We start from the raw sequence: 18,687 nt of genomic DNA, 5'->3' as shown, positions 1-18,687 counted from the left end.
TGCCGCAGAGAGGACTCTGCGGCATCCGGGCTGGTGAAACAGTTGACTAGAACAAGAACTTCGCGCCGAACTGCAAGACACGAGGATCGTAGGTTGAGGTGACCTGGCCGAACTGGCTGCTGGTGAAGCCGGTCTGCACGTTGTTGAATTCCGTGTGGTTGAACGTGTTGTAGGACTCGGCGCGGAACTGGAACCGTGGACCCTCCCCGGAAGTAATGCGGAATTCCTTGAAGAGACTTAGATTCCAGTTGAACAGGCCCGGTCCGACAACAGCGTCCTTGCCAGAGCTGCCGAAACCAGAGCCGCCCTGCCATGGCGCTACCGGCGCTGAGAAGGCGGCGGTGTTGAACCATTGCAGCTGCTTCTTCGGGTAACCCTTGAGGGCTGGGTTGAAGTTGGGACGATTCGTGGTGCCGCCGCCCAAACCGAGAACGTCGTTGCCGTAATTAGGGTTGATGGGAACGCCGGTCTGGGCCGTCGTAACCCCCGAGATCTGCCACCCGCCTAGTAACGTCCGCTCCACGGCATTGTTGGAGTTGAGGAAGAAAGGCAGGTTGTAGATGTAGTTGGCATTGAAGATATGCCGACGGTCGAACCCACCGGAGCCGCGGTCATAGTTGGGATTGAAGGGATCGGACAGCTGGCCTCCCGAACCCGCCAGAGTAACGGAGGTGAGGTCCGTGCTCTGAATGTCAATTTCATGCGAGTAGGTGTAGGCCAACTGCACGCTCAGTCCATGCCGATTCTCCGCGCGAAGAGCGGCTTGAAGCGAGTGATAGCTGAAGTTGGTTGTGTTTTCGACCTGGGTAATGTTAGCGAACCCAGTATATTGCCGGTAAAGATTGGCGTTGCTTCGGAGTGTTCCATCTGGCGCTACCGCGGAGGGCGTCACTCCAGCAATGTCATTGCCGGTAGCAACCGCTTCCCTGGGCAGGATGCCATAGTTCGGATCTGTCAGCGGCAGCGTGTTGACCGCCCGTTCGTCGTTCTGATGCCAGCCTACGGTGCCCACGTACTGCAGCGCAGCTACCACCGATGGGGCGACTTCCTGCTGGATGCCAAGACTAAACTGCGCCGTCCCTGGATCCGGGTAGTTGAAGGAGAGAGAGCCAAAGTTCGCGGGGAAGGTCGGAGCAGTTGATGGTGCCCCGGTCAGGCTGAGGTTGGGGTTGGAGAAATAGACGTTGCTCGCTTGTGGCTGGTATGCCCAGGGCGGATTGACGTCGGTGCCGTAGATATCGTTGCCTTGGACGCGCTCGAAGAACATCCCGAAGCCACTCCGAAGAACCGTCTTTCCGGTTCCGAAGAGATCATAGGCAAAGCCTACACGGGGTTGTACTGTGCCCCAGAAGCTCTGCACGATGCCTCTTGGGAATCCGTTAACGCCAGGCAGTTCCACGCCATTCAGATAGAAGGGCACGGGTGCGCCTGCCGGTTGGGCGAAGCCTGGTCCTGCTGGATTTAAGGATCCAGTATTCACATCAGGAATTTGAGCGTTGGCTGGGTTGAAGTCGCCGGGGACGAAGTTTGCCGTCCGGTTGTTCTTCTCAAAGGTATGCGGCAGCGCATCGTAGCGGATGCCCAGGTTGAGGGTAAGCCTTGGCATGATATGCCAGTTGTCTAGAGCGTAGCCAGAATAGGTGTTGTTGATCCAGTGCGCTGTCTGCAACGACTGAAGCTGTTGGAAGCTGCTCGCAAAACCCAAGAGGAAGTTAACGTAGGCGTCGCCAGAGAAGGCCGAATTGCTGAAGGTATAGTCGCCTTGCGTATCAGCCTGTTGCTGCTGATTCTTCTGCATGAGCATGTACGAGAATCCGAACTTCATGCCATGGCGGCCCTTGTTCAAGGATAGGTCGTCACGAATCTGATAATCCACGAAGGAGTTGTGCCACGGCCAGTAGTTGGTGGTGTACGTCGTGCCGAGCGCGCCGCCCGAGAATGCAATCTGGGGAAGACGGTTCAGCGCATTGTTTCCGGAGAAGAAGCCGGTCGCGTTCCAGCCTGCTGGCTGCTGATAGATGCCGGCCGGTGTGATGTCGATGGTATTGCCGTTTACATTGAACGCTGTCTCGTTCAACAGGCTCGGCGAAAGCGTCTGGCTGAGATTGACCACCGCTGCCCAGGAGGGATTGGCAAAAACGTTTCCAACGGTCGTGTAGCTGTCTCCGCTCCACTGGGTCGGGAAGATCGTCTGTGACATCTGATCGTGGATCCAGTGGCCCATCAGGTGGTACTTGTCGTTGATGTTGTGGTCGATGCGAACCACGTCCTCGCGAACATCGGTCGGCTGCTTCGGTGAAGAAATGAACTGGCTGTTCGGAGCGTTTGGCTGAGGAATCGCTCCGGTTCCCATAAACAAGACCGCATTGGCGTCAAGCAAGCCTGCCGGAATCGTGTTGTTTGGAAACGGCTGGCCTGGAGTTAGCCCATACAGCGCATATTGGGCCAGCTTCGCTGGATCGGTGGTCGTCGGGACGACCGGCGCGGCGCCTCCGCCGATTGGCGTATATACAAGATTCTGTCCAGCTGTGGGAAAGTCGTTGGTCGGCACAGTGTTGGTCAGCGCCGGATTTGCGCCCTGAATAAACTTGCGCCACTCCTCGCTCCAGAAGAAGAAGGTCTTCTTGCGGTCCCGGTTGTAGAGGCCCGGAATCCAGACCGGTCCATTGATGTCGCCGCCATAGATGTTTAGGCGCAGCTCAGGGCTGGGCTGGTTGTTCTGCTTAAAAAAGTAGTAACCGGCGTCGTAGGCGTCGTTGCGGTTGAACTCCCACAGACCGCCGTGGAAGTCATGGGTGCCTGACTTGATCGCCATGCTGATGGTGCCACCCGAGGAGATTCCGTAGTCCGGAGCATAGTTGCTGGAGAGTACGTTGAATTCAGCGATGATGTCGGGAGAGGGCATGACATCCAGCTTGCCGCCGCTGCCGCGATCATAGACTTCGCCGCCATCGATCAACCAATTGTTATGGTCTGGCCGCAATCCGTTGAAGCTCAGGTTAAAGGTGCTGCCCTGAGCCGAGACTCCATTGAAGGACGGGTTGGTGTTTGACACGCCGGTTCCGAGGGTAGTCAGCGCGATCACGTTACGGCCATTGGTCGAGAGCTGCTCGATCTGCCTGCCGGTGATTACGGTGCTCACTTCGTTCGTTTCCGACTGCACTTGAAGCGCATTCGCCTGGACGGTCACCGTCTGGCTGCTGCCGCCGACGGAAAGGTTGACATTCTCTCGCAGCGTCTGTCCGACGTTCAGCACAATTCCTTGTCTGGAGTAGGCTTCAAACCCAGATGCGGTCACATTGAGGGTGTAGGTACCGATCGCGAGTCCGGGAAAATCGAACAGGCCGCTGGTGTTCGAAGTGCCGGTATGATTCGCTCCGGTTTGCGGGGAGGTGAGGGTGACCGTCGCGCCGGGTACCACTGCGCCTGAACTATCAGTCACTGTTCCAGTTATCTCAGCGTTTTCCTGAGCTAACACAATTCCTGTCGAAAACAGAACAGCGAACACAACAAAAAACAACCGCTGCTTTCGTAACATTTTGTGGCTCTCCATAAAGTGTTTCAACGTTAAGATCAGGCTCCGCCAAACAACCCTTGCTTGTTCGTACGGAACAGGAAGGCGAGCGAGTCTTATCAAAGCTGTGACGCTCTAAACCGTTTTTATCGCTAGCTAATCGCTTTACCAAAATCCAACAGCAAGTTAACTCCACCGATGATTGAGTTGTCAAGGGCGGCGGAGGGCACTCCGGTCAGACCGATCGTATTCTATATGCCCGTACAAACCGTTGGCGATATGGCTTCGAACTCTCTGCTTTCAAAAGTTCGGGCAATGGAAAGAGTGGGGAAGCACCAAGGACAAATGGAAAGAAAAGGCAGGGCGTGAACGAAAGTTCGTGACATCATCGAACCAACGCAGGAAGCGATGATGAACAAGGTACTCACAAGCTTCGACGCAGCAGTAGAAGATATTGCGGATGGAGCGACAATCATGCTCGGCGGGTTTGGACTATGCGGCATCCCCGAAAACCTGATTGCAGCACTGGTCAGGAAGAATGTGCGCAACCTGCATACCATCAGCAACAACATGGGAGTGGATGGCTTCGGAATGGGGCTTATGCTGGAAGCGGGCATGATCGCCACGCACATCGGCAGCTATGTCGGCGAGAACAAGCTGCTCGAAGAGATGGTCATCGCCGGCAAACTCGACCTGAAGCTGATACCTCAGGGGACGCTGGCGGAACGCATTCGGGCGGGCGGGGCGGGAATTCCCGCGTTCTATACTCCGGCTGGTGTCGGCACCCCGGTCGCCGAAGGCAAGGAAGTACGCGAGTTCAACGGGCGGCATTACCTCATGGAGCATGCGCTGACTGCCGATTTTGCGCTTATCAAAGCCTGGCGGGGAGATCGTTTGGGCAATCTCGTCTATCGCAAAACCGCGCGAAACTTCAATCCCGTAATGGCGGCCGCCGCCCGCTGCACCATCGCCGAGGTTGAGGAACTTGTCGAGCCCGGCGTCCTGGATCCGGACGTGATTGTCACTCCGGGAGTGTATGTCCACCGAATCCTGCAGGGTGAAAATTACAAAAAGCGAATCGAGCGTCGAACCACGCGCCTTAACGCGGTAAGGGTGTAAAGATGAGCGCCGCCACCGAAATCCCAGCACCGGCGAAGGCCGATCCTCGTGAGATCATTGCTCGCCGCGCAGCCAGGGAGTTGCGCGATGGCTTCTATGTGAACCTCGGCATCGGCATTCCGACGATGGTCGCCAACTATGTCGCATCCGGAATTGAAGTCATCCTGCAGTCGGAAAATGGCATGTTGGGTGTCGGGCCTTATCCTATTGCCGGCGAGGAAGACGCCGACCTGATCAACGCTGGCAAGGAAACCATCTCGGAGCTGCCCGGCAGCTCCTACTTCTCGAGCGCCGATTCATTCGCGATGATCCGCGGCGGACACATCGATCTGAGCATCCTGGGAGCGCTCGAGGTAGACAGGCACGGCAACCTGGCCAATTGGATGGTTCCCGGGAAAATGGTCAAGGGCATGGGCGGCGCAATGGATCTTGTCGCCAACGCTCGCCGGGTAATCGTCGCCATGGAACATACCACCCGGCGCGGCGAGCCCAAGATACTCGAAGCCTGCACCCTGCCTTTGACAGGCATGAAGGTCGTCGACACCATCATCACCGAACTGGCAGTCATCCGCGTTACCCCTTCCGGGCTCGTGCTCGAAGAAATTTCGTCGGCCACCAGCGTAGAAGAGGTGCAGCGCCTAACCGCCGCCCCTCTCGAAGTTCAAGGGCCTATCAAAAGCATGCTCGCTTAAGGAAAGTCCAACTTACCAGGTTCGGAGCGCTTCAGGCATTTACGTTGGAATATGGCCTTTCGAAGCAGCTGTAAAGTAGTTTCTCGCGATGCTATTCAGACCCGAACGCCGTCGCCGAAGCAGGATAGATCCATCCTGGCCGCTATTTACAAATGTTGCGCAGGCATCGATAAAATTGATAAAGCAATGCGGCAGGTTCTTCCCGATGTGAGATGGACATTCCATCAACAACCTGATCCCATATGGACGTAAGGGGAGCGATTGCCAGTCAAGAAGAAAACCCGGAGAGTCAATCGCGAGGGGCAGCGGTGGACCGAAGATCGCCCCGGAATGACCCTCCGCCTCCCGCTTGATCTTCGTGAAGCCGTCACAGAAGAGTCTCGCGTCAAGGGCGATCTGGCGAAGATCGTCCTTTTTGCTCTGGACCGCGTCGAGAAGCAGGAGGTAAAGATCAAGCAGACCCGTAAAGCTGGCCTGCCGCTCACCAATCCTCAACTTCTGCACGTGGGTTCAGAGGCGCGACTGGAGCTGAAGGCCTGGGCCGAAGAGGAGGGCGTCAGCGTGAATGCCATTGTCGTCAGCGTACTGGAAACGTTCTTCAAGCGATTCAAAAAGAGTAAAGCGCTGCGAGCGGAGTTGCGGATGGAAATTCGTGAGCGGCGGGAATTCATGCCCGTAAAGAATTCGTGAATCTACGAGTGGATCAATGCCGAGACTGAGCGCCGGTCTGCTGATGTACCGTCGGCGTGGAGACCATACAGAAGTCTTCCTCGTTCATCCCGGCGGCCCATTCTGGGCGAACAAGGACCTCGGAGCATGGTCGGTTCCGAAGGGTGAATATGGCGAAGACGAACAGCCGTTGGAAGCTGCCAGGCGCGAGTTTCTTGAGGAGACCGGCTTCACCGCCGAAGGCCCTTTCCAGGACTTGGGCAAAGTGACACAGGCTAGCGGCAAGATCGTTACTGCGTGGGCCTTCGAGGGCGACTGTGACCCATCGAAGCTGGTCAGCAATACCTGCCAGATAGAATGGCCTCCCCGTTCTCATCGCCTCCTCGAAATACCGGAAGTCGACAGAGGCAGCTGGTTTTTGATCTCCGAGGCTAGGAAACGCATCAAGAGCAGCCAGGAGCCATTTCTTGATAGGCTCTGCGCGATCTTAACTGTCTCTCCTAAGTAGAGGCGCCAATGCCATGGCGAACCAAGGAATCCGCGCCTTCACCATCGGCGCTGTCGTTGAAGAGCGAAGGAGAATGGTCTTCCAGTTCCCGGAAGTTGCTCAATCCAACTCCCACTAGACGAAAGAGCCGGGTAGGCCCAAGATCGATCCGGTCCCGCAACGAGAGGGCGATCGTCTTCACCTCATCGCAAGAGGCAGGCGGAACGATCGGCGTATAGCTGCGAGTGAGGAGGTTGAACTCGCTCGTCTTTAACTTGAGGACAACCGTTCGCGCAATCCGCGATTCTCGGCGAGAAGCAGACCAGACTTTCTCCGCCAGACGCTCGATCAATTCCGCGGTCTGCGAGAGCGGGATATCCCGCTCGAAGGTATCTTCGGCCGAGATCGATTTTACCTGCCGGTCGGACAGGACCGCGCTACGATCGATTCCACGAGCGAGTTCATAGAGACGGCAACCATAGCGGCCGAATCGAGACTCGAGGTCAGCAAGAGTAAATGCCTGCAGATCCCCGACAGTCTGAATCCCGATCTGTCTGAGTTTGGCCTCGGTCACCTTGCCTACTCCGGGGATGCGCCCCACCGGCAGGGGCGGCAAGAAGGCCGCTAGGTCTTCCGGGCGAATCACGAAAAGTCCATCCGGTTTTCGCCAGTCGGAGGCAATCTTCGCGAGAAATTTGTTCGGAGCGACCCCCGCGGAGGCGGTGAGCGAGAGTTCTTCTCGAATCTGCTCTCGAATCGCCTTAGCAACCTTGGTTGCAGTAGGGAGGCCAGTCTTATTCGTCGTGACATCGAGATAGGCTTCGTCTAAAGACAGAGGTTCAATCGAATCCGTGTGGCGTTCAAAGATCCTCCGCGCTGCGTGCGACGCGGCCTTATAGCGGACGAAGTCAGGAGGAACAAAAATTGCATCGGGGCACAGGCGCTCCGCATGAACAGCAGCCATCGCGGAACGAACGCCGAATCGCCTGGCCTCATAAGAGGCTGCGCAAACCACCGATCGTTTGCCTCTCCATGCCACGACCACGGGCTTGCCGCGAAGCGTAGGGTCATCCCGCTGTTCGACGGAGGCGTAGAACGCATCCATATCGACGTGGACAATCTTACGGGTTCCGAAAGCCGCTTCCGCCAATGTCTCTACGGTGACCATGCACTCCCAATTCTAAGCGAATAAACGGCGAACCGTGCGGCTTGCCTGGAGCGAATCATTTTTGAAGGGGGGACGACTCTGTGTCAACGACCGCTTCCTTGCGGTCAGCTTCTGAGGCCTCGACGGGGGCAACATCATTGCCGCGACTTCCGCCGGGGTGCCGGCGATAGCTCAAAAGCCGCTGCAGCCAGCCGCTTCCGATCGCAGGTCGATATGCCAGCTGCCCCGGCAACCTCACTCGAACCTCTGTTCCAGCTGCAGCTCGGCTCCATACCTCCAGCTTGCCGCCGATCTTTTCGGTCCGCTCGCGCATCCCCGGAAGACCCCAATGTCCTTCTCGGCCGAAGTCAAGCACCTGCGCTTCGATGCCGCAGCCATTGTCGCGGACGATGATCTGCAGATGGCTCGCCGAATACAGCAAATGGACCTCGATGCTGGTTGCCCGGGAGTGGCGGAAGGCATTCACAATCGCTTCACGGCCGATTCGATAGAGTTCGTCGCGCACGGCTGGATGAAGCAGCCGCACCGTGCCGTCTACGACCACCCGAAAGGCTACGTCATCCTTGAGAGACAGCTCTTGTGGGACAGCGGACAGAGCCTGGGCGAGGTTAGGAGAATCCCGCACCGAGGCACGTAGTCCTCGCAGTGTATTTCTACTCTCTTCGGTCACTTGTCCAACCAGTTCGAGCACTCGGCTGAGGATAGGCTTTGCCGGCGAGTTCTCGGGCACATAGTCGGTCGCGATATTTAATTGCATCGAGGCGCTGAGGAAGCCCTGCAACAGCGTGTCGTGCAACTCATGCGCGATTCGCATCCGTTCCCCAAGCCGCTCTTCAAAGCGAAGGCTCAATTGATGCTTGATCTGGCGCATGCGAAGCAGATAGATCAGCACTGCCGTAAGTACGGCTGCGAGCAGACAGGATAGCCGAAACCACCATGTCTGCCAGTAGGCTGGCTCAATGTTGAATTGGACCGTTGCCTCCGGCCCGTTCCACAGACCTTCGCTATTCGAAGCCATCACTCTGAACCGGTAGGCGCCAGGACCAAGATTCGTGTAAACTGCCTCTCGATTTGCTACCGGTTCGCTCCAGTTCCGATCGAAACCATCCAGGCGATAGCGAAAGCGGACGCGGTCCGGTAGACCGAAGCTCAGCCCCGAATAGGCGAATACGATCCGTTCGTGAGGGATCGAGATACGAATCGGCAATTCTTGCTGGACGGGGTTTGAATTGGCCAAAATCGTCTCGACGTGGACGATCGCTGGCGCCAGCTCACCCTTCGACCGGTTCGGATCGATCGTCGAAAGACCGCGACTGGTCGAGAACCATATGCGTCCCCGATCATCGGCAACTACTGACCGTTCCCGCTTTATCCCTTCTGTCCCCCGGAGCCCGTCGCCCGGTCCATACTCGCGGACATCGCCCTGCTCGAATTTGCCGCCAAGTAGGGCCGTTCGTTTCACCCTCAACACATGGCCTGCTGTCGACATCCAAAGCGATCCGCTTCTATCCTCGGCGATGCCGAGAACCGGTTCGTTGAGCACTTCAGGCATATTCGCCGGGTTTCGGATGCGACCAGCATCCATCCAGGAAATACCAGCCGCGCCCCCGACCCAGAGCACATGGGCCGAATCCTCGAAGAGGCAATTCAGATCGGCGGACGGCAACCCCTCGCGCGTCCCGTAGGAGCGCCATTGATCTCGTGAGAGTGCGCTCAGTCCGTTGGGCGTAGCGAACCACATCGTTCCGTCGGAGCCTTCAACGATCGACGTCACGGTATTCGACGCCAGGCCATTTGCGGTTGTGAAGGAAGTGAACTTCTGGTCTTTCCATTGACTGACGCCGCCATTGAGTGTGCCCGCCCAGACGCTCCCATCTCGATTTACGTGCACTGCGTAAACTCCGTCCTGGGCGAGTCCATTTGACTGGGTGTAGGTCTTGCTTGCTACTGTTCCGCCAGGCAAGCTCAGTTCAGTCAAACCTCCCTGTTGTCTGCCCACCCACATCTCGCCGCCGGCGCCGGCGATCGAGTAAACCACATCCCGGTCGAGGCCGGCCTGGGTCACCTTGTGAGTGCGACCGGATTGCATCCAGTAGAGCCCTCCATCTCCAGGCCCGAACCAGGCTCTGTCCTGCTGGTCGACGTAAATAGGCCCACTACTCTCCGAGCCCCGCAGACCGATCAGCGGGTAGGTGACAAACGGACTGTCTCGCAGACAGCTGATGCCTGAAGCGGTCCCAACCCACAAGTCCCCTTCACGATCTTCGAACAGAGCCGTGACCGCGACGCCTGGCTCTGCGTCGTTGGAGGAATCGGCGATGCAGCTTCCTCCGGCGCTGCATCGAAAGAGGCCTTCGGAGGTCCCAAACCAGATGTTCCCGTCATGATCTCTCACCGCCGATAAGACCCCGAGCCGGTTCAAAGCAGAAGGCGCGCCATCGCGGGTAAGCTTCGAACCGTCCCAACGAAGAACGCCTTCGTCGGTCCCCACCCATAGATCGCCATTTTCCTGGAGCAGGATGCAGTTGATCTTCCCGTACCTTGCGCTGTCTGCAACCGCTGAAACCTTACCCGCTTTCGAGAAGAAAAGTCCTCGGTCGCGGGTTCCAAGCCAAATGGTGCCGTCTCCCGATTCAACCATCGAAATGACCGCGGATTCCGGTTCTGCGAAGCGATGAGGTGCGACTCCCGTCGCCCAGCTCATCCGACTGGAAAGGTCATCGATGGCTTCCTTCCTGCTGCTCAGTGGCTGAGCGTCGGACTTAGCTCCGACGGCCTCGAATTTGTCTGCTCGATAACTGAGGGTGCCAAGCGCCAGAGAAGACAGAAGGATCGTCCCGTCGCGACGATTGCCCAAGGCGGTAATGCCCACCTCCGCTTCTTCCCGGCCAGCGTCGATCTTGCCGTCGTGATAGCGAAGGATCTTGGTGTTGCCCAGAAGTATCCACAGGTTTCCCTGGGAATCCGCCGTTAACGCAGTGACCGCGCCGGCCGAAGAGCTTGCTGCAGATGGCGCGCGGAAGGACAATCCATCGAACCGGTAGAGACCCTTCTCCGTCCCCACCCAGAGATAGCCATCCGCACTCTGGCTGATGCCAGTCACCGCCCCGGGGTTGAACCCTCGATCGCTGCCCCAGGATTCGCGTGAGTACTGCGCGATCGATCGGTTCTGGTCAAGCGCCCGTCCCTCGACCACGGTGAACAAGCCCGAAATCGCGACGAGCACAACCGCTCCGAGGCAAGATGTCTTCATAGGCTCGTCTATGGGAGGTATTCGAACTTGTCGATGATCACTTCGCTGTCGTGTTGCATCGGGCTCTTCTCACTTGCAACCACATAGAACAGGAACTGGAAGCGCTCGGTGCCCGGGGTCGGCACCCCGGAGGTGAAGACGTGCTCTGCAACCACAGGCCCTTCGGCACGGGTCGATGGTCCGCGGACCGTCTTGAAGCTGGCGCGGCCTGGCTCCCAATGGACAGAATGCGTAAGTGTGCCTGCAGGCGCTACAAAGGGCGCAACGTTGCCGGGAATATAAAAGGGCTGAATCCCGTACTGCGCGTTGTTCTTGCTGGACGCGTCGCCCCAACGGCTCGCTTCAACATCGAACTCGCGGTAGTGCTGGTCTCCGCCCCAGTCGTCGAAGGTATTCAGGCTGAGGACAGCCGCCGATTCCAGGTGGGATACATCATGCACGGTCACAATGTAGGTGCCATAACCAAGGCTTCGCTTGAGCACCACTTCGGCGCAGGACCAGCGGCCCTCACGCCTCTTGATGCGAAGATGGATCGCTCCGTTGGCGTCTGTCCATGCATTGTCGCCATCGTACAGGTTGTTCAGGCCGCCGCGATCGCTCGATATGGTTCTGACCGTCCAATCGTAGCCGCTGAACTTGATTGGCACCGTAGGCGCAACTTGAATCTCGCCAGTGCCCTTAACCGTTGATACGGCAGCCACTGGTCCGCCTGCGGTGGGGGCGGTATCCAGGGTCGGCGCCGGATGATAGTCCGGGTTCACCAGTAATGCCGCGTACTCGAAGCCAAGATGGGTCGAAGTACTCCACGTTGAGTCGGGTTGAATGGTGACGAACGGCTGCTCGGGCCATGGCTGGATCCACCAGGGTCCGCTTCTCGCATACACCAGAATCTTCTGTCCTGGCCGTGCGTTAGCCACCCGGCCAGAGATCGTGTCCACTCTTTCCCGGCCGCCCTGCGCTGCTGGAGGGACTTTACTGAACTCGATCGAAGGCGGCGCGCTATCGCGGTGCGATTGGCAGCCCCCGCCCAGAAGAAGCAGAAGGCCTAAGAAGACGGTCGGTCGTTGGGAACCGACAAGGCGAACACCTCGCCAGGTGGGGTGAATTCGGCGGACGAAAGCGGATGTGGAACCGTTCGAGGAAAACCGAACCATCGTGCTTTACCTTTGGCGCGCGAAGCTCACGGACTACTCTGATTCACCGTCAGTTCAACAGTGATAACGACTGGCGAAATGACTTGACTTGATCGGCTAAGCCGCATTCCGGACTCGATTGGCTAGAGAATACCCTATTCAAGACCAGTTAGAGAATGGTAATTTCCGGCCGTTGCCAGCGCTCGACGACTCCGAAACCGGAAAACGAAGCGCCTCCCGCTCTCCATTCGGCTTTGCCTCCGATTGACTACACAGCCCTGTGCAGCACTCAGACGAGGACATGGCGGTAGCCGCCGGGCGACAAACGTCAGTTAGAATGAATCAGCAGGTGTGCCAGACGATCGCTGCTGGAATGCGCTTAGCATTCCGGGGGAGGAAAGTCCGAACTCCGCAGGACAGTGTGCCGGATAACGTCCGGGATTCAGGCGTCAAGGCCTGAAGACGGCCAGTGCCACAGAGAAGATACCGCCCTTGTTCGCAGGGGTAAGGGTGAAAAGGTGCGGTAAGAGCGCACCGCTCCGGCTGTAAAGTCGGGGGCAGGGTAAACCCCACACGGAGCAAGACCAAATAGGGAGGAAATCCGCCGCCAGGCCCAGGCTGCGGTTGCGTGCCGGTCCGGTGCGCTAAGGCGGGTCGCCATTTATCCAATAAGTGGAGCCGTAACCTCCGGGTAGGTCGCTCGAGCGCGTCAGTAATGCCGCGCCTAGAGGAATGATCGTCGCGAGTCTCCGGACTCGAACAAAATTCGGCTTATCGGCAGCTTGCAAACGTGGCCTCGCCGCTCTGAACAAGAGCGGCGAGGCCATCATTTTTAGTTAAGCTGCAAGCCTGGCTTAAGCGGCTTTGCCCAGATAGCCATTCGGATCGAGAACGAACTTCTTGGCAACACCGCTGTCAAAATCCTTGTAGCCTTGCGGAGCATCGTCAAGCTTGATGATGGTCGCGTTGACGATCTTGCCGATGGCAATCTTGTCATAGAGGATCGCCTGCATCAGTTGGCGGTTATAGCGAAGCACCGGCGCCTGGCCCGTGTGGAAGCCTAGCGAACGGGCCCAACCCTGACCGAAGCTCATCTTCAACATGCCTTTCTTTGAGTCTTCGTCCTGAGCGCCCGGATCCGCCACGACATAGAGGCCGGGTATTCCAATGCTTCCAGCGACGTGGGTGACTTCCATCAGAGAATTCAGCACCCCAGCAGGTTTGGGCTCGTTTCCGTGACCGCTCGCCTCGAAGCCGACCGCGTCCACCGCGGCGTCGACTTCGGGAATCCCAACGATCTGAGCGATGAGATCGCCAAGCTTGTCGCTCTTGTTGAGATCGACCGGCTCGAAACCGACCTTCTTCACATGCGCCAGACGGTCCTGGTTATAGTCGCCCACCATAATGACCGCTGCGCCCAGCAGTTGTGCGGAGGCGGCAGCCGCCAGTCCCACCGGGCCGGCCCCGGCAATGTAGACGACCGATCCCACGCCCACGCCCGCAGTGACAGCACCGTGAAAACCGGTCGGGAAGATGTCCGAGAGCATAGTAAGGTCAAGGATCTTCTCCTTGGCGCGGTCCTTGTCCGGGAACTTGATCAAGTTAAAATCTGCATAGGGCACCAGGACATATTCCGCCTGACCGCCCACCCAGCCGCCCATGTCCACATAGCCGTAGGCTCCGCCAGGCTGCTTGTCGTTGACGTTCAAACACACGCCGGTATTCCGTTCCCGGCAGGAGCGGCAACGCCCGCAGGCGATGTTGAATGGAACCGTGACCCAGTCGCCAATGTCGAGAAACTCGACGTCCTTGCCTTTTTCAACGATTTCGCCGGTGATCTCATGGCCGAGAACAATCCCTTTCGGGGCGGTAGTGCGGCCGCGAACCATGTGCTGGTCCGAACCGCATATATTGGTGGAGACAATCTTGAGGATGACTCCATGCTCAATCTTCTTGCCTTGGGGGGTTTCAAACTTGGGGTAATCAATATTCTGCACCTCGACCTTATGCGGTCCGAGGTAAACGACTCCACGATTCGATGCCATCTGAAACTCCTTTGTTCCTACTAACGCGAGCAGGGAACTATCTGTTCATAGGATGCGTAAAATGATGCAAGGCAAGCCTCGTAGACTGGCCAAGCAGCCCGAGCTTCACTTGCCAGTCCGGCGGCGGGGATTCTTCCATGGAACTGATTGAGGGCTTCAAGATAGCGCTCCAGTCGCTCTGGGCGAACAAACTTCGCTCGATCCTCACCTTGCTCGGGGTGGTGATCGGGGTCGCGTCGGTGATCACCGTTGTGACCCTCGTGAATGGCGCCAAGCAATTCGTTACGACCAAGCTGAACAGCTACGGAGCAGAAGTCGTCACCGTCAGCAAGATGCCTCAGACCTTCATTACGATTGAGGAATATCTCGCCTTCCAAAAGCGGAAGGACGTCAAGATGGAGGACTACGAAGCGATCCGCGACGAGTGCAAGTCCTGCCTCTCCGTAGGCGCTCTTCGGAACACAACCGGCAAGGTCGTCTACGGAACGAAATCCAGCACCGATACGGATATTCGCGGCTGGACCTGGACGATGCCGCCCATGTCGAATCTCAATATCGCCCAGGGCCGTTCGTTCACCGAAGCGGAAGATGTGCATAGCTCCCATGTCGCCATCGTCGGCTACGATGTCGCAGATAATCTCCTCGGGCAGGGAGATCCGCTCGGCAAGGAAATCCGGGTCGACGGCGAGCCCTACACGGTCATAGGCGTCGGGGAGCGTCAAGGCAAAACCCTCGGCGCCAGCCAGGACAACTGGGTGGCCGTACCGTTGACCGCATTCCTCCAGTCCTATGGTTCCAATAAAAGCCTGGTCATCTATGTCAATGCGGGGGGCGGCGGCCCGGTAATTGACCGCGTCTCCGATGACCTTCGCACCATCATGCGCGGACGGCGCCATCTCGCGCCCGGGGCGCCTGATACTTTTTCGATCGATACGAGTGCCACCTTCCAGAATCTTCTTGGACAGATCTTGAACAGCTTCGGTGCCGTGGTGGTGGCGATTGCCGCCATTTCTCTGGTCGTAGGGGGCATCGTCATCATGAACATCATGCTGGTCTCGGTGACCGAGCGCACTCGCGAGATCGGCATCCGAAAAGCATTAGGAGCGCGACGCCACGACATCATGGTCCAGTTCATCGTGGAGTCGGCCACCATGTCTCTCTTCGGAGGAATGATCGGGGTCATCGGCGGCATCACCGTCGCCAAAGTGATCACCCTCCTGGTAAGTTTCCCCTCCGAGGTTCAGCTTTGGTCGGTTCTCGTCGGACTCTTTGTGGCGACTGGCGTCGGAGTATTCTTTGGCGTCTATCCGGCGCGCAAAGCCGCTCAATTGGACCCCATCGTGGCCCTCAGATCGGAGTTGTAGATGCGGATTCGTGACTCTCAGGAAGCAGTACGAATGGCGTTCGAGACGCTGCGGACCAATAAGCTGCGTTCCGGACTTACCGTCCTCGGCATCTCCATCGGCATCTCCACCGTCATCCTGATCTCCTCGGCGATCAACGGTCTTAACAGCAACATCGACGGTTTTATTCGCTCGCTCGGCACCAACAGCATCTGGGTCTTTCGCTTCGAGCCCTTCGGGAAACGCCCCACAACCGAGGAACTCAATCGCAAGCAGCTGACCTACGAAGATGGTTTGGCGATGCGGACCATGCCGCACGTGGCGGCCGTCGATCCTAGCCTGCAATACCAGAATTTCCAACTCGGGATCGGCTCCGTCTCGCTCAAATATGGCAATCGCAAGATCCAGAACACGATCCTGGGTGGCGATACCACTGATCTTGAAAAGACAGGAGGATTCACCCTCAAGGAAGGTCGGCTCTGGACAGAAGACGAAGAGAACCGGCGGGCGAACGTCGTAGTTCTCGGCCACGATGCCGCTGAAGATCTATTCCAGAACGAGTCGCCGATCGGCAAGGAAATCCAGTGCGAGGGCGACGTCTTCACCGTCATTGGGGTCTTTGACACCCAGCCCCAACCCTTTGGAGGCGGCCGCAATACCCAGGACAATTCCGCCTATTTCCCCTTGGAAACCTTCCGCAAGATTCATCCGGAGATCAAAGACTTCTGGATCACGGTCAAATATGACGACCCCAAGAATAAAGCCCTCGTTCAGGACGAGATACGCGAATTGCTGCGGCGCCGGCGCAAGGTGCATGTCGAGGACGCCGATAACTTCGCCATCTTCGGGCCTGACTCGCTTGGGCGTCTCTGGAACTCGTTGACCGGGGGGCTCTTCCTGTTTATGGTCGCGGTCTCCTCGGTTGGTCTCATGGTCGGCGGCGTCGGCGTGATGAATATCATGCTGGTTTCGGTGACTGAGCGCACGCGCGAAATCGGGGTACGCAAAGCGATCGGAGCCACCAAGGCCAACATCCTGCTTCAGTTCACCATCGAGGCGATGACTCTCTGCGCAGTGGGAGGCTTGATTGGGATTCTGGCGGGGGCCCTGTTCACCGTGGCCTTGCATTTTGCAGTCGGCTTTTTGCACGCCGCCCTCTCCTCGACCTGGGTGGTCGTCTCTTTCATCGTCTCGTGCGCCATCGGACTTATCTTCGGGATTTATCCGGCATGGAAGGCTGCCAACTTGAATCCCATCGAAGCCCTGCGTTACGAGTAGCGTCCCACCCGGACTTTCTCATCGCCGAAGCTTCCAGTGAGGATGACCTAGAATCGATCTAGCTCATGCCTGCGCTCTCCACGCTTGTTTCCTTCTTGACCACCCTGCTTGCCTTTGCAGGCTGCGGATTCTCCGTGCTTGCAATCTGGAGCGCGCGCGCCTTCGTCAGGGCCGCCCGGAAGCCGCTGCCGGACTTCTATCCGCCAGTGAGCATTCTCAAACCGGTCAAGGGCCTCGATCCGGAGATGTACGCCAGCTTCGCCAGTCATTGTCATCAGAATTATCCCGGCCAATACGAGCTCCTCTTTGCCATCGGGAGTTCGGATGATCCAGCCATTGCCGCGGTCGAACAGTTGCAGCGAGACTTCCCGGACCGCTCCATCCGCCTGGTCTTCTGCCCTGAGACCCTGGGAACCAACGGCAAAGTCAGCAGCCTGGTGCAGACCCTACCGGAAGCCCGTTTCGGTCACATCTTGATCAGCGACAGCGACATTCTCGTCTCCCCAAACTACTTGCGAAATATCATGGCAAACTTCAAGGACCCGAGCCAAAATGGCAGACCGGTGGGAATGGTGACAGCGCTCTATCGCGGCAAGGCCCACCGAACCCTGGGCTCCCGCATGGAGGCCCTCGGGATCGCTACCGATTTCGCGCCGAACGTCCTGACTGCCCGCTATCTCGAGAAAGGGATTCGATTTGGACTGGGGTCCACACTCGCTGTCTCCCGTGAGGCGCTCAATGCCGTGGGCGGGCTCCTGCCTTTAGCAGACTGTGTGGCTGACGATTATCAGCTTGGCGCACGAATCGCCACTCAGGGATTCGAGATCAAGCTCAGCCGCGAGACTGTCGAAACCTCGGTGCCCGCGTATCGCTTTCGAGAATTCTGGGCACACCAGATGCGGTGGTCGCGCACCGTGCGCGATGCTCGCCCGGGAGGCTATTTTGGGACAGTTTTTACCTTCGGCCTGGCCTGGGCGATATTGAATGTGGCCACGTCCGGAGCCAGCGTGGAGAGCTTCGCTCTTCTGAGCATCGCACTGGCCGCACGCGTGTCCGTTGCCCTGTTGATCGGTGGCGAGCTTCTTCAAGATCGCCAGGTGGTCCGGGATCTTTGGCTGCTCCCAGCCAGGGATTTGGTGGCGCTTGCAGTCTGGGCTTGGAGCTATGCTGGAAATACGGTCGAGTGGCGTGGACAGGAGTTCGTGATCCGAGGCGGAAAAATGACCCGGGTGATGACCGACGTCGATTCCTTTCCCGGAGAAAGCTCCCGTCCTTCAGCCAGGGTCAAGGCCGAGTAGAAGGCTTTCTACCTCGCCGTCATAGCTTCAGAGGCATACGAGGCCGCTAGCCCGGTGGCTTCCATCGTCGCCTTCAACATCGCGTCGAAGCCCATGCAGGAATTCATCATTAAATGGTACAGCCGATGGTTCTGCCAGTCCTGGTCGTAGAAACGCTGTACGTACTCAGCCCGTCGATTATCGGTCTCCTCCATTTCGCGCTCGGCGTCGTGCATCCGGTCGGGAAACTGGCTCTGAAACCACTGTAGCTTGCGCTTCTTGGAGGCGTAAACATACATATGGAAGGCGCCCGGATAGTTCGTCAGCACACACGCCGCCCCTCGTCCAACGATCACGCAGTGACCCTGATCGGCGGCCTTATGAAGATATTCGCGAACCAGCTGGTTCATTCGCTCGCTGTCGAAGATGCCGTTCTCCGACGGCGCCGGCATTCGATCGATGCTGCCGTGCCAGAATGCTTTGCCCAGCCGGTAATACCAGGGATCCAATTGTTCGTCGCATTTCCTGACTGAAGCCTTGGCAACTCCAGCTTGTTGGGCAATCTCGTCGATCAAGCAGCTGTCGATGAGCTTCCAGCCCAGCGCGTCCGACAAACGGTGCGCGAACGCGGCGCCCTGACTTCCATATTCGCGTTCAACGGTGATGACCTTAATCATAAAAGCCCCGCCGATGGGATATCTACGGAAGT

13 protein-coding genes and 1 other RNA gene are annotated in these 18,687 nt (G+C 57.8%); 8 read left to right on the top strand and 6 right to left on the bottom strand.

Going from position 1 to position 18,687, the window contains the following annotated elements; translation table 11 throughout:
• Nucleotides 1–46: 46 nt before the first annotated feature.
• Nucleotides 47–3,538 (bottom strand): TonB-dependent receptor, encoded by a 3,492-nt coding sequence (locus ACPOL_RS05490; RefSeq protein WP_114206166.1) that lies wholly within the window; start codon nt 3,536–3,538, stop codon nt 47–49.
• 387 nt (nt 3,539–3,925) lie between these two features.
• Here ACPOL_RS05490 and ACPOL_RS05485 point away from each other — a divergent pair, with 387 nt between their 5' ends.
• The 4 genes from ACPOL_RS05485 (at nt 3,926) to ACPOL_RS05470 (ending at nt 6,502) form a co-directional block, all read left to right on the top strand.
• Nucleotides 3,926–4,633, top strand: coding sequence for a CoA transferase subunit A (locus ACPOL_RS05485; protein ID WP_201759270.1), 708 nt, complete (start codon nt 3,926–3,928; stop codon nt 4,631–4,633).
• Nucleotides 4,634–4,635: 2 nt separating this feature from the next.
• On the top strand, nt 4,636–5,325 hold the full coding sequence (locus ACPOL_RS05480; RefSeq protein ID WP_114206164.1) for a CoA transferase subunit B: 690 nt from the start codon (nt 4,636–4,638) through the stop codon (nt 5,323–5,325).
• 330 nt (nt 5,326–5,655) lie between these two features.
• Nucleotides 5,656–6,015 carry a hypothetical protein gene (locus ACPOL_RS05475; RefSeq protein ID WP_150132915.1) on the top strand — a complete coding sequence of 120 codons (360 nt, stop codon included), beginning with the start codon at nt 5,656–5,658 and terminating at the stop codon, nt 6,013–6,015.
• A gap of 16 nt (nt 6,016–6,031) precedes the next feature.
• Nucleotides 6,032–6,502 carry an NUDIX hydrolase gene (locus tag ACPOL_RS05470; protein ID WP_114206162.1) on the top strand — a complete coding sequence of 157 codons (471 nt, stop codon included), beginning with the start codon at nt 6,032–6,034 and terminating at the stop codon, nt 6,500–6,502.
• Here ACPOL_RS05470 and dinB read toward each other — a convergent pair.
• The 3 genes from dinB to ACPOL_RS05455 are packed head-to-tail and all read right to left on the bottom strand — an operon-like array spanning nt 6,495 to nt 12,056.
• Entirely contained in the window at nt 6,495–7,649 is a 1,155-nt protein-coding gene (gene dinB / locus ACPOL_RS05465; RefSeq protein ID WP_114206161.1) for a DNA polymerase IV, read from the bottom strand. The genes ACPOL_RS05470 and dinB overlap by 8 nt on opposite strands.
• A 55-nt stretch (nt 7,650–7,704) precedes the next feature.
• Complete coding sequence (locus ACPOL_RS05460) at nt 7,705–10,902, bottom strand: sensor histidine kinase (protein WP_114206160.1); 3,198 nt, start codon at nt 10,900–10,902, stop codon at nt 7,705–7,707.
• An 8-nt stretch (nt 10,903–10,910) separates the two neighbouring features.
• Complete coding sequence (locus ACPOL_RS05455; RefSeq protein WP_114206159.1) at nt 10,911–12,056, bottom strand: LamG domain-containing protein; 1,146 nt, start codon at nt 12,054–12,056, stop codon at nt 10,911–10,913.
• Between the two features lie 324 nt (nt 12,057–12,380).
• On the opposite strand from ACPOL_RS05455, the gene rnpB reads away from it, so the two are divergent.
• An RNA gene (gene rnpB / locus ACPOL_RS05450) (RNase P RNA component class A) lies at nt 12,381–12,825 on the top strand.
• Nucleotides 12,826–12,889: 64 nt separating this feature from the next.
• Here rnpB and fdhA read toward each other — a convergent pair.
• The gene (gene fdhA, locus ACPOL_RS05445) at nt 12,890–14,080 is read right to left on the bottom strand and encodes a formaldehyde dehydrogenase, glutathione-independent (protein ID WP_114206158.1); all 1,191 of its coding nucleotides are present in this window, start codon (nt 14,078–14,080) and stop codon (nt 12,890–12,892) included.
• Between the two features lie 137 nt (nt 14,081–14,217).
• Here fdhA and ACPOL_RS05440 point away from each other — a divergent pair, with 137 nt between their 5' ends.
• The 3 genes from ACPOL_RS05440 (at nt 14,218) to hpnI (ending at nt 17,999) form a co-directional block, all read left to right on the top strand.
• A complete protein-coding gene (locus ACPOL_RS05440; protein ID WP_114206157.1) occupies nt 14,218–15,444 on the top strand; it encodes an ABC transporter permease in 1,227 nt (408 codons plus the stop codon).
• Complete coding sequence (locus ACPOL_RS05435) at nt 15,445–16,701, top strand: ABC transporter permease (protein ID WP_114206156.1); 1,257 nt, start codon at nt 15,445–15,447, stop codon at nt 16,699–16,701.
• A gap of 65 nt (nt 16,702–16,766) precedes the next feature.
• Complete coding sequence (hpnI, locus tag ACPOL_RS05430) at nt 16,767–17,999, top strand: bacteriohopanetetrol glucosamine biosynthesis glycosyltransferase HpnI (RefSeq protein WP_114206155.1); 1,233 nt, start codon at nt 16,767–16,769, stop codon at nt 17,997–17,999.
• Nucleotides 18,000–18,007: 8 nt separating this feature from the next.
• On the opposite strand, the gene ACPOL_RS05425 is transcribed toward hpnI, so the two are convergent.
• Nucleotides 18,008–18,655 carry a cytidylate kinase-like family protein gene (locus ACPOL_RS05425; RefSeq protein ID WP_114206154.1) on the bottom strand — a complete coding sequence of 216 codons (648 nt, stop codon included), beginning with the start codon at nt 18,653–18,655 and terminating at the stop codon, nt 18,008–18,010.
• Between the last annotated feature and the right edge of the window lie 32 nt (nt 18,656–18,687).

It is taken from the genome of Acidisarcina polymorpha, assembly GCF_003330725.1.
GTDB classification, from domain to species: Bacteria; Acidobacteriota; Terriglobia; order Terriglobales; family Acidobacteriaceae; genus Acidisarcina; species Acidisarcina polymorpha.
The sequence above is the reverse complement of the archived record's forward strand: the minus strand, read 5'-3'. Positions and strand labels throughout refer to the sequence as shown.

Bases quoted from the DNA above. Each gene is read 5' to 3' on its own strand.
- ACPOL_RS05490 (WP_114206166.1), bottom strand. From the start codon at position 3,538: ATGTTACGAAAGCAGCGGTTGTTTTTTGTTGTGTTCGCTGTTCTGTTT.
- ACPOL_RS05485 (WP_201759270.1), top strand. From the start codon at position 3,926: ATGAACAAGGTACTCACAAGCTTCGACGCAGCAGTAGAAGATATTGCG.
- ACPOL_RS05480 (WP_114206164.1), top strand. From the start codon at position 4,636: ATGAGCGCCGCCACCGAAATCCCAGCACCGGCGAAGGCCGATCCTCGT.
- ACPOL_RS05475 (WP_150132915.1), top strand. From the start codon at position 5,656: ATGACCCTCCGCCTCCCGCTTGATCTTCGTGAAGCCGTCACAGAAGAG.
- ACPOL_RS05470 (WP_114206162.1), top strand. From the start codon at position 6,032: ATGCCGAGACTGAGCGCCGGTCTGCTGATGTACCGTCGGCGTGGAGAC.
- dinB (WP_114206161.1), bottom strand. From the start codon at position 7,649: ATGGTCACCGTAGAGACATTGGCGGAAGCGGCTTTCGGAACCCGTAAG.
- ACPOL_RS05460 (WP_114206160.1), bottom strand. From the start codon at position 10,902: ATGAAGACATCTTGCCTCGGAGCGGTTGTGCTCGTCGCGATTTCGGGC.
- ACPOL_RS05455 (WP_114206159.1), bottom strand. From the start codon at position 12,056: ATGGTTCGGTTTTCCTCGAACGGTTCCACATCCGCTTTCGTCCGCCGA.
- fdhA (WP_114206158.1), bottom strand. From the start codon at position 14,080: ATGGCATCGAATCGTGGAGTCGTTTACCTCGGACCGCATAAGGTCGAG.
- ACPOL_RS05440 (WP_114206157.1), top strand. From the start codon at position 14,218: ATGGAACTGATTGAGGGCTTCAAGATAGCGCTCCAGTCGCTCTGGGCG.
- ACPOL_RS05435 (WP_114206156.1), top strand. From the start codon at position 15,445: ATGCGGATTCGTGACTCTCAGGAAGCAGTACGAATGGCGTTCGAGACG.
- hpnI (WP_114206155.1), top strand. From the start codon at position 16,767: ATGCCTGCGCTCTCCACGCTTGTTTCCTTCTTGACCACCCTGCTTGCC.
- ACPOL_RS05425 (WP_114206154.1), bottom strand. From the start codon at position 18,655: ATGATTAAGGTCATCACCGTTGAACGCGAATATGGAAGTCAGGGCGCC.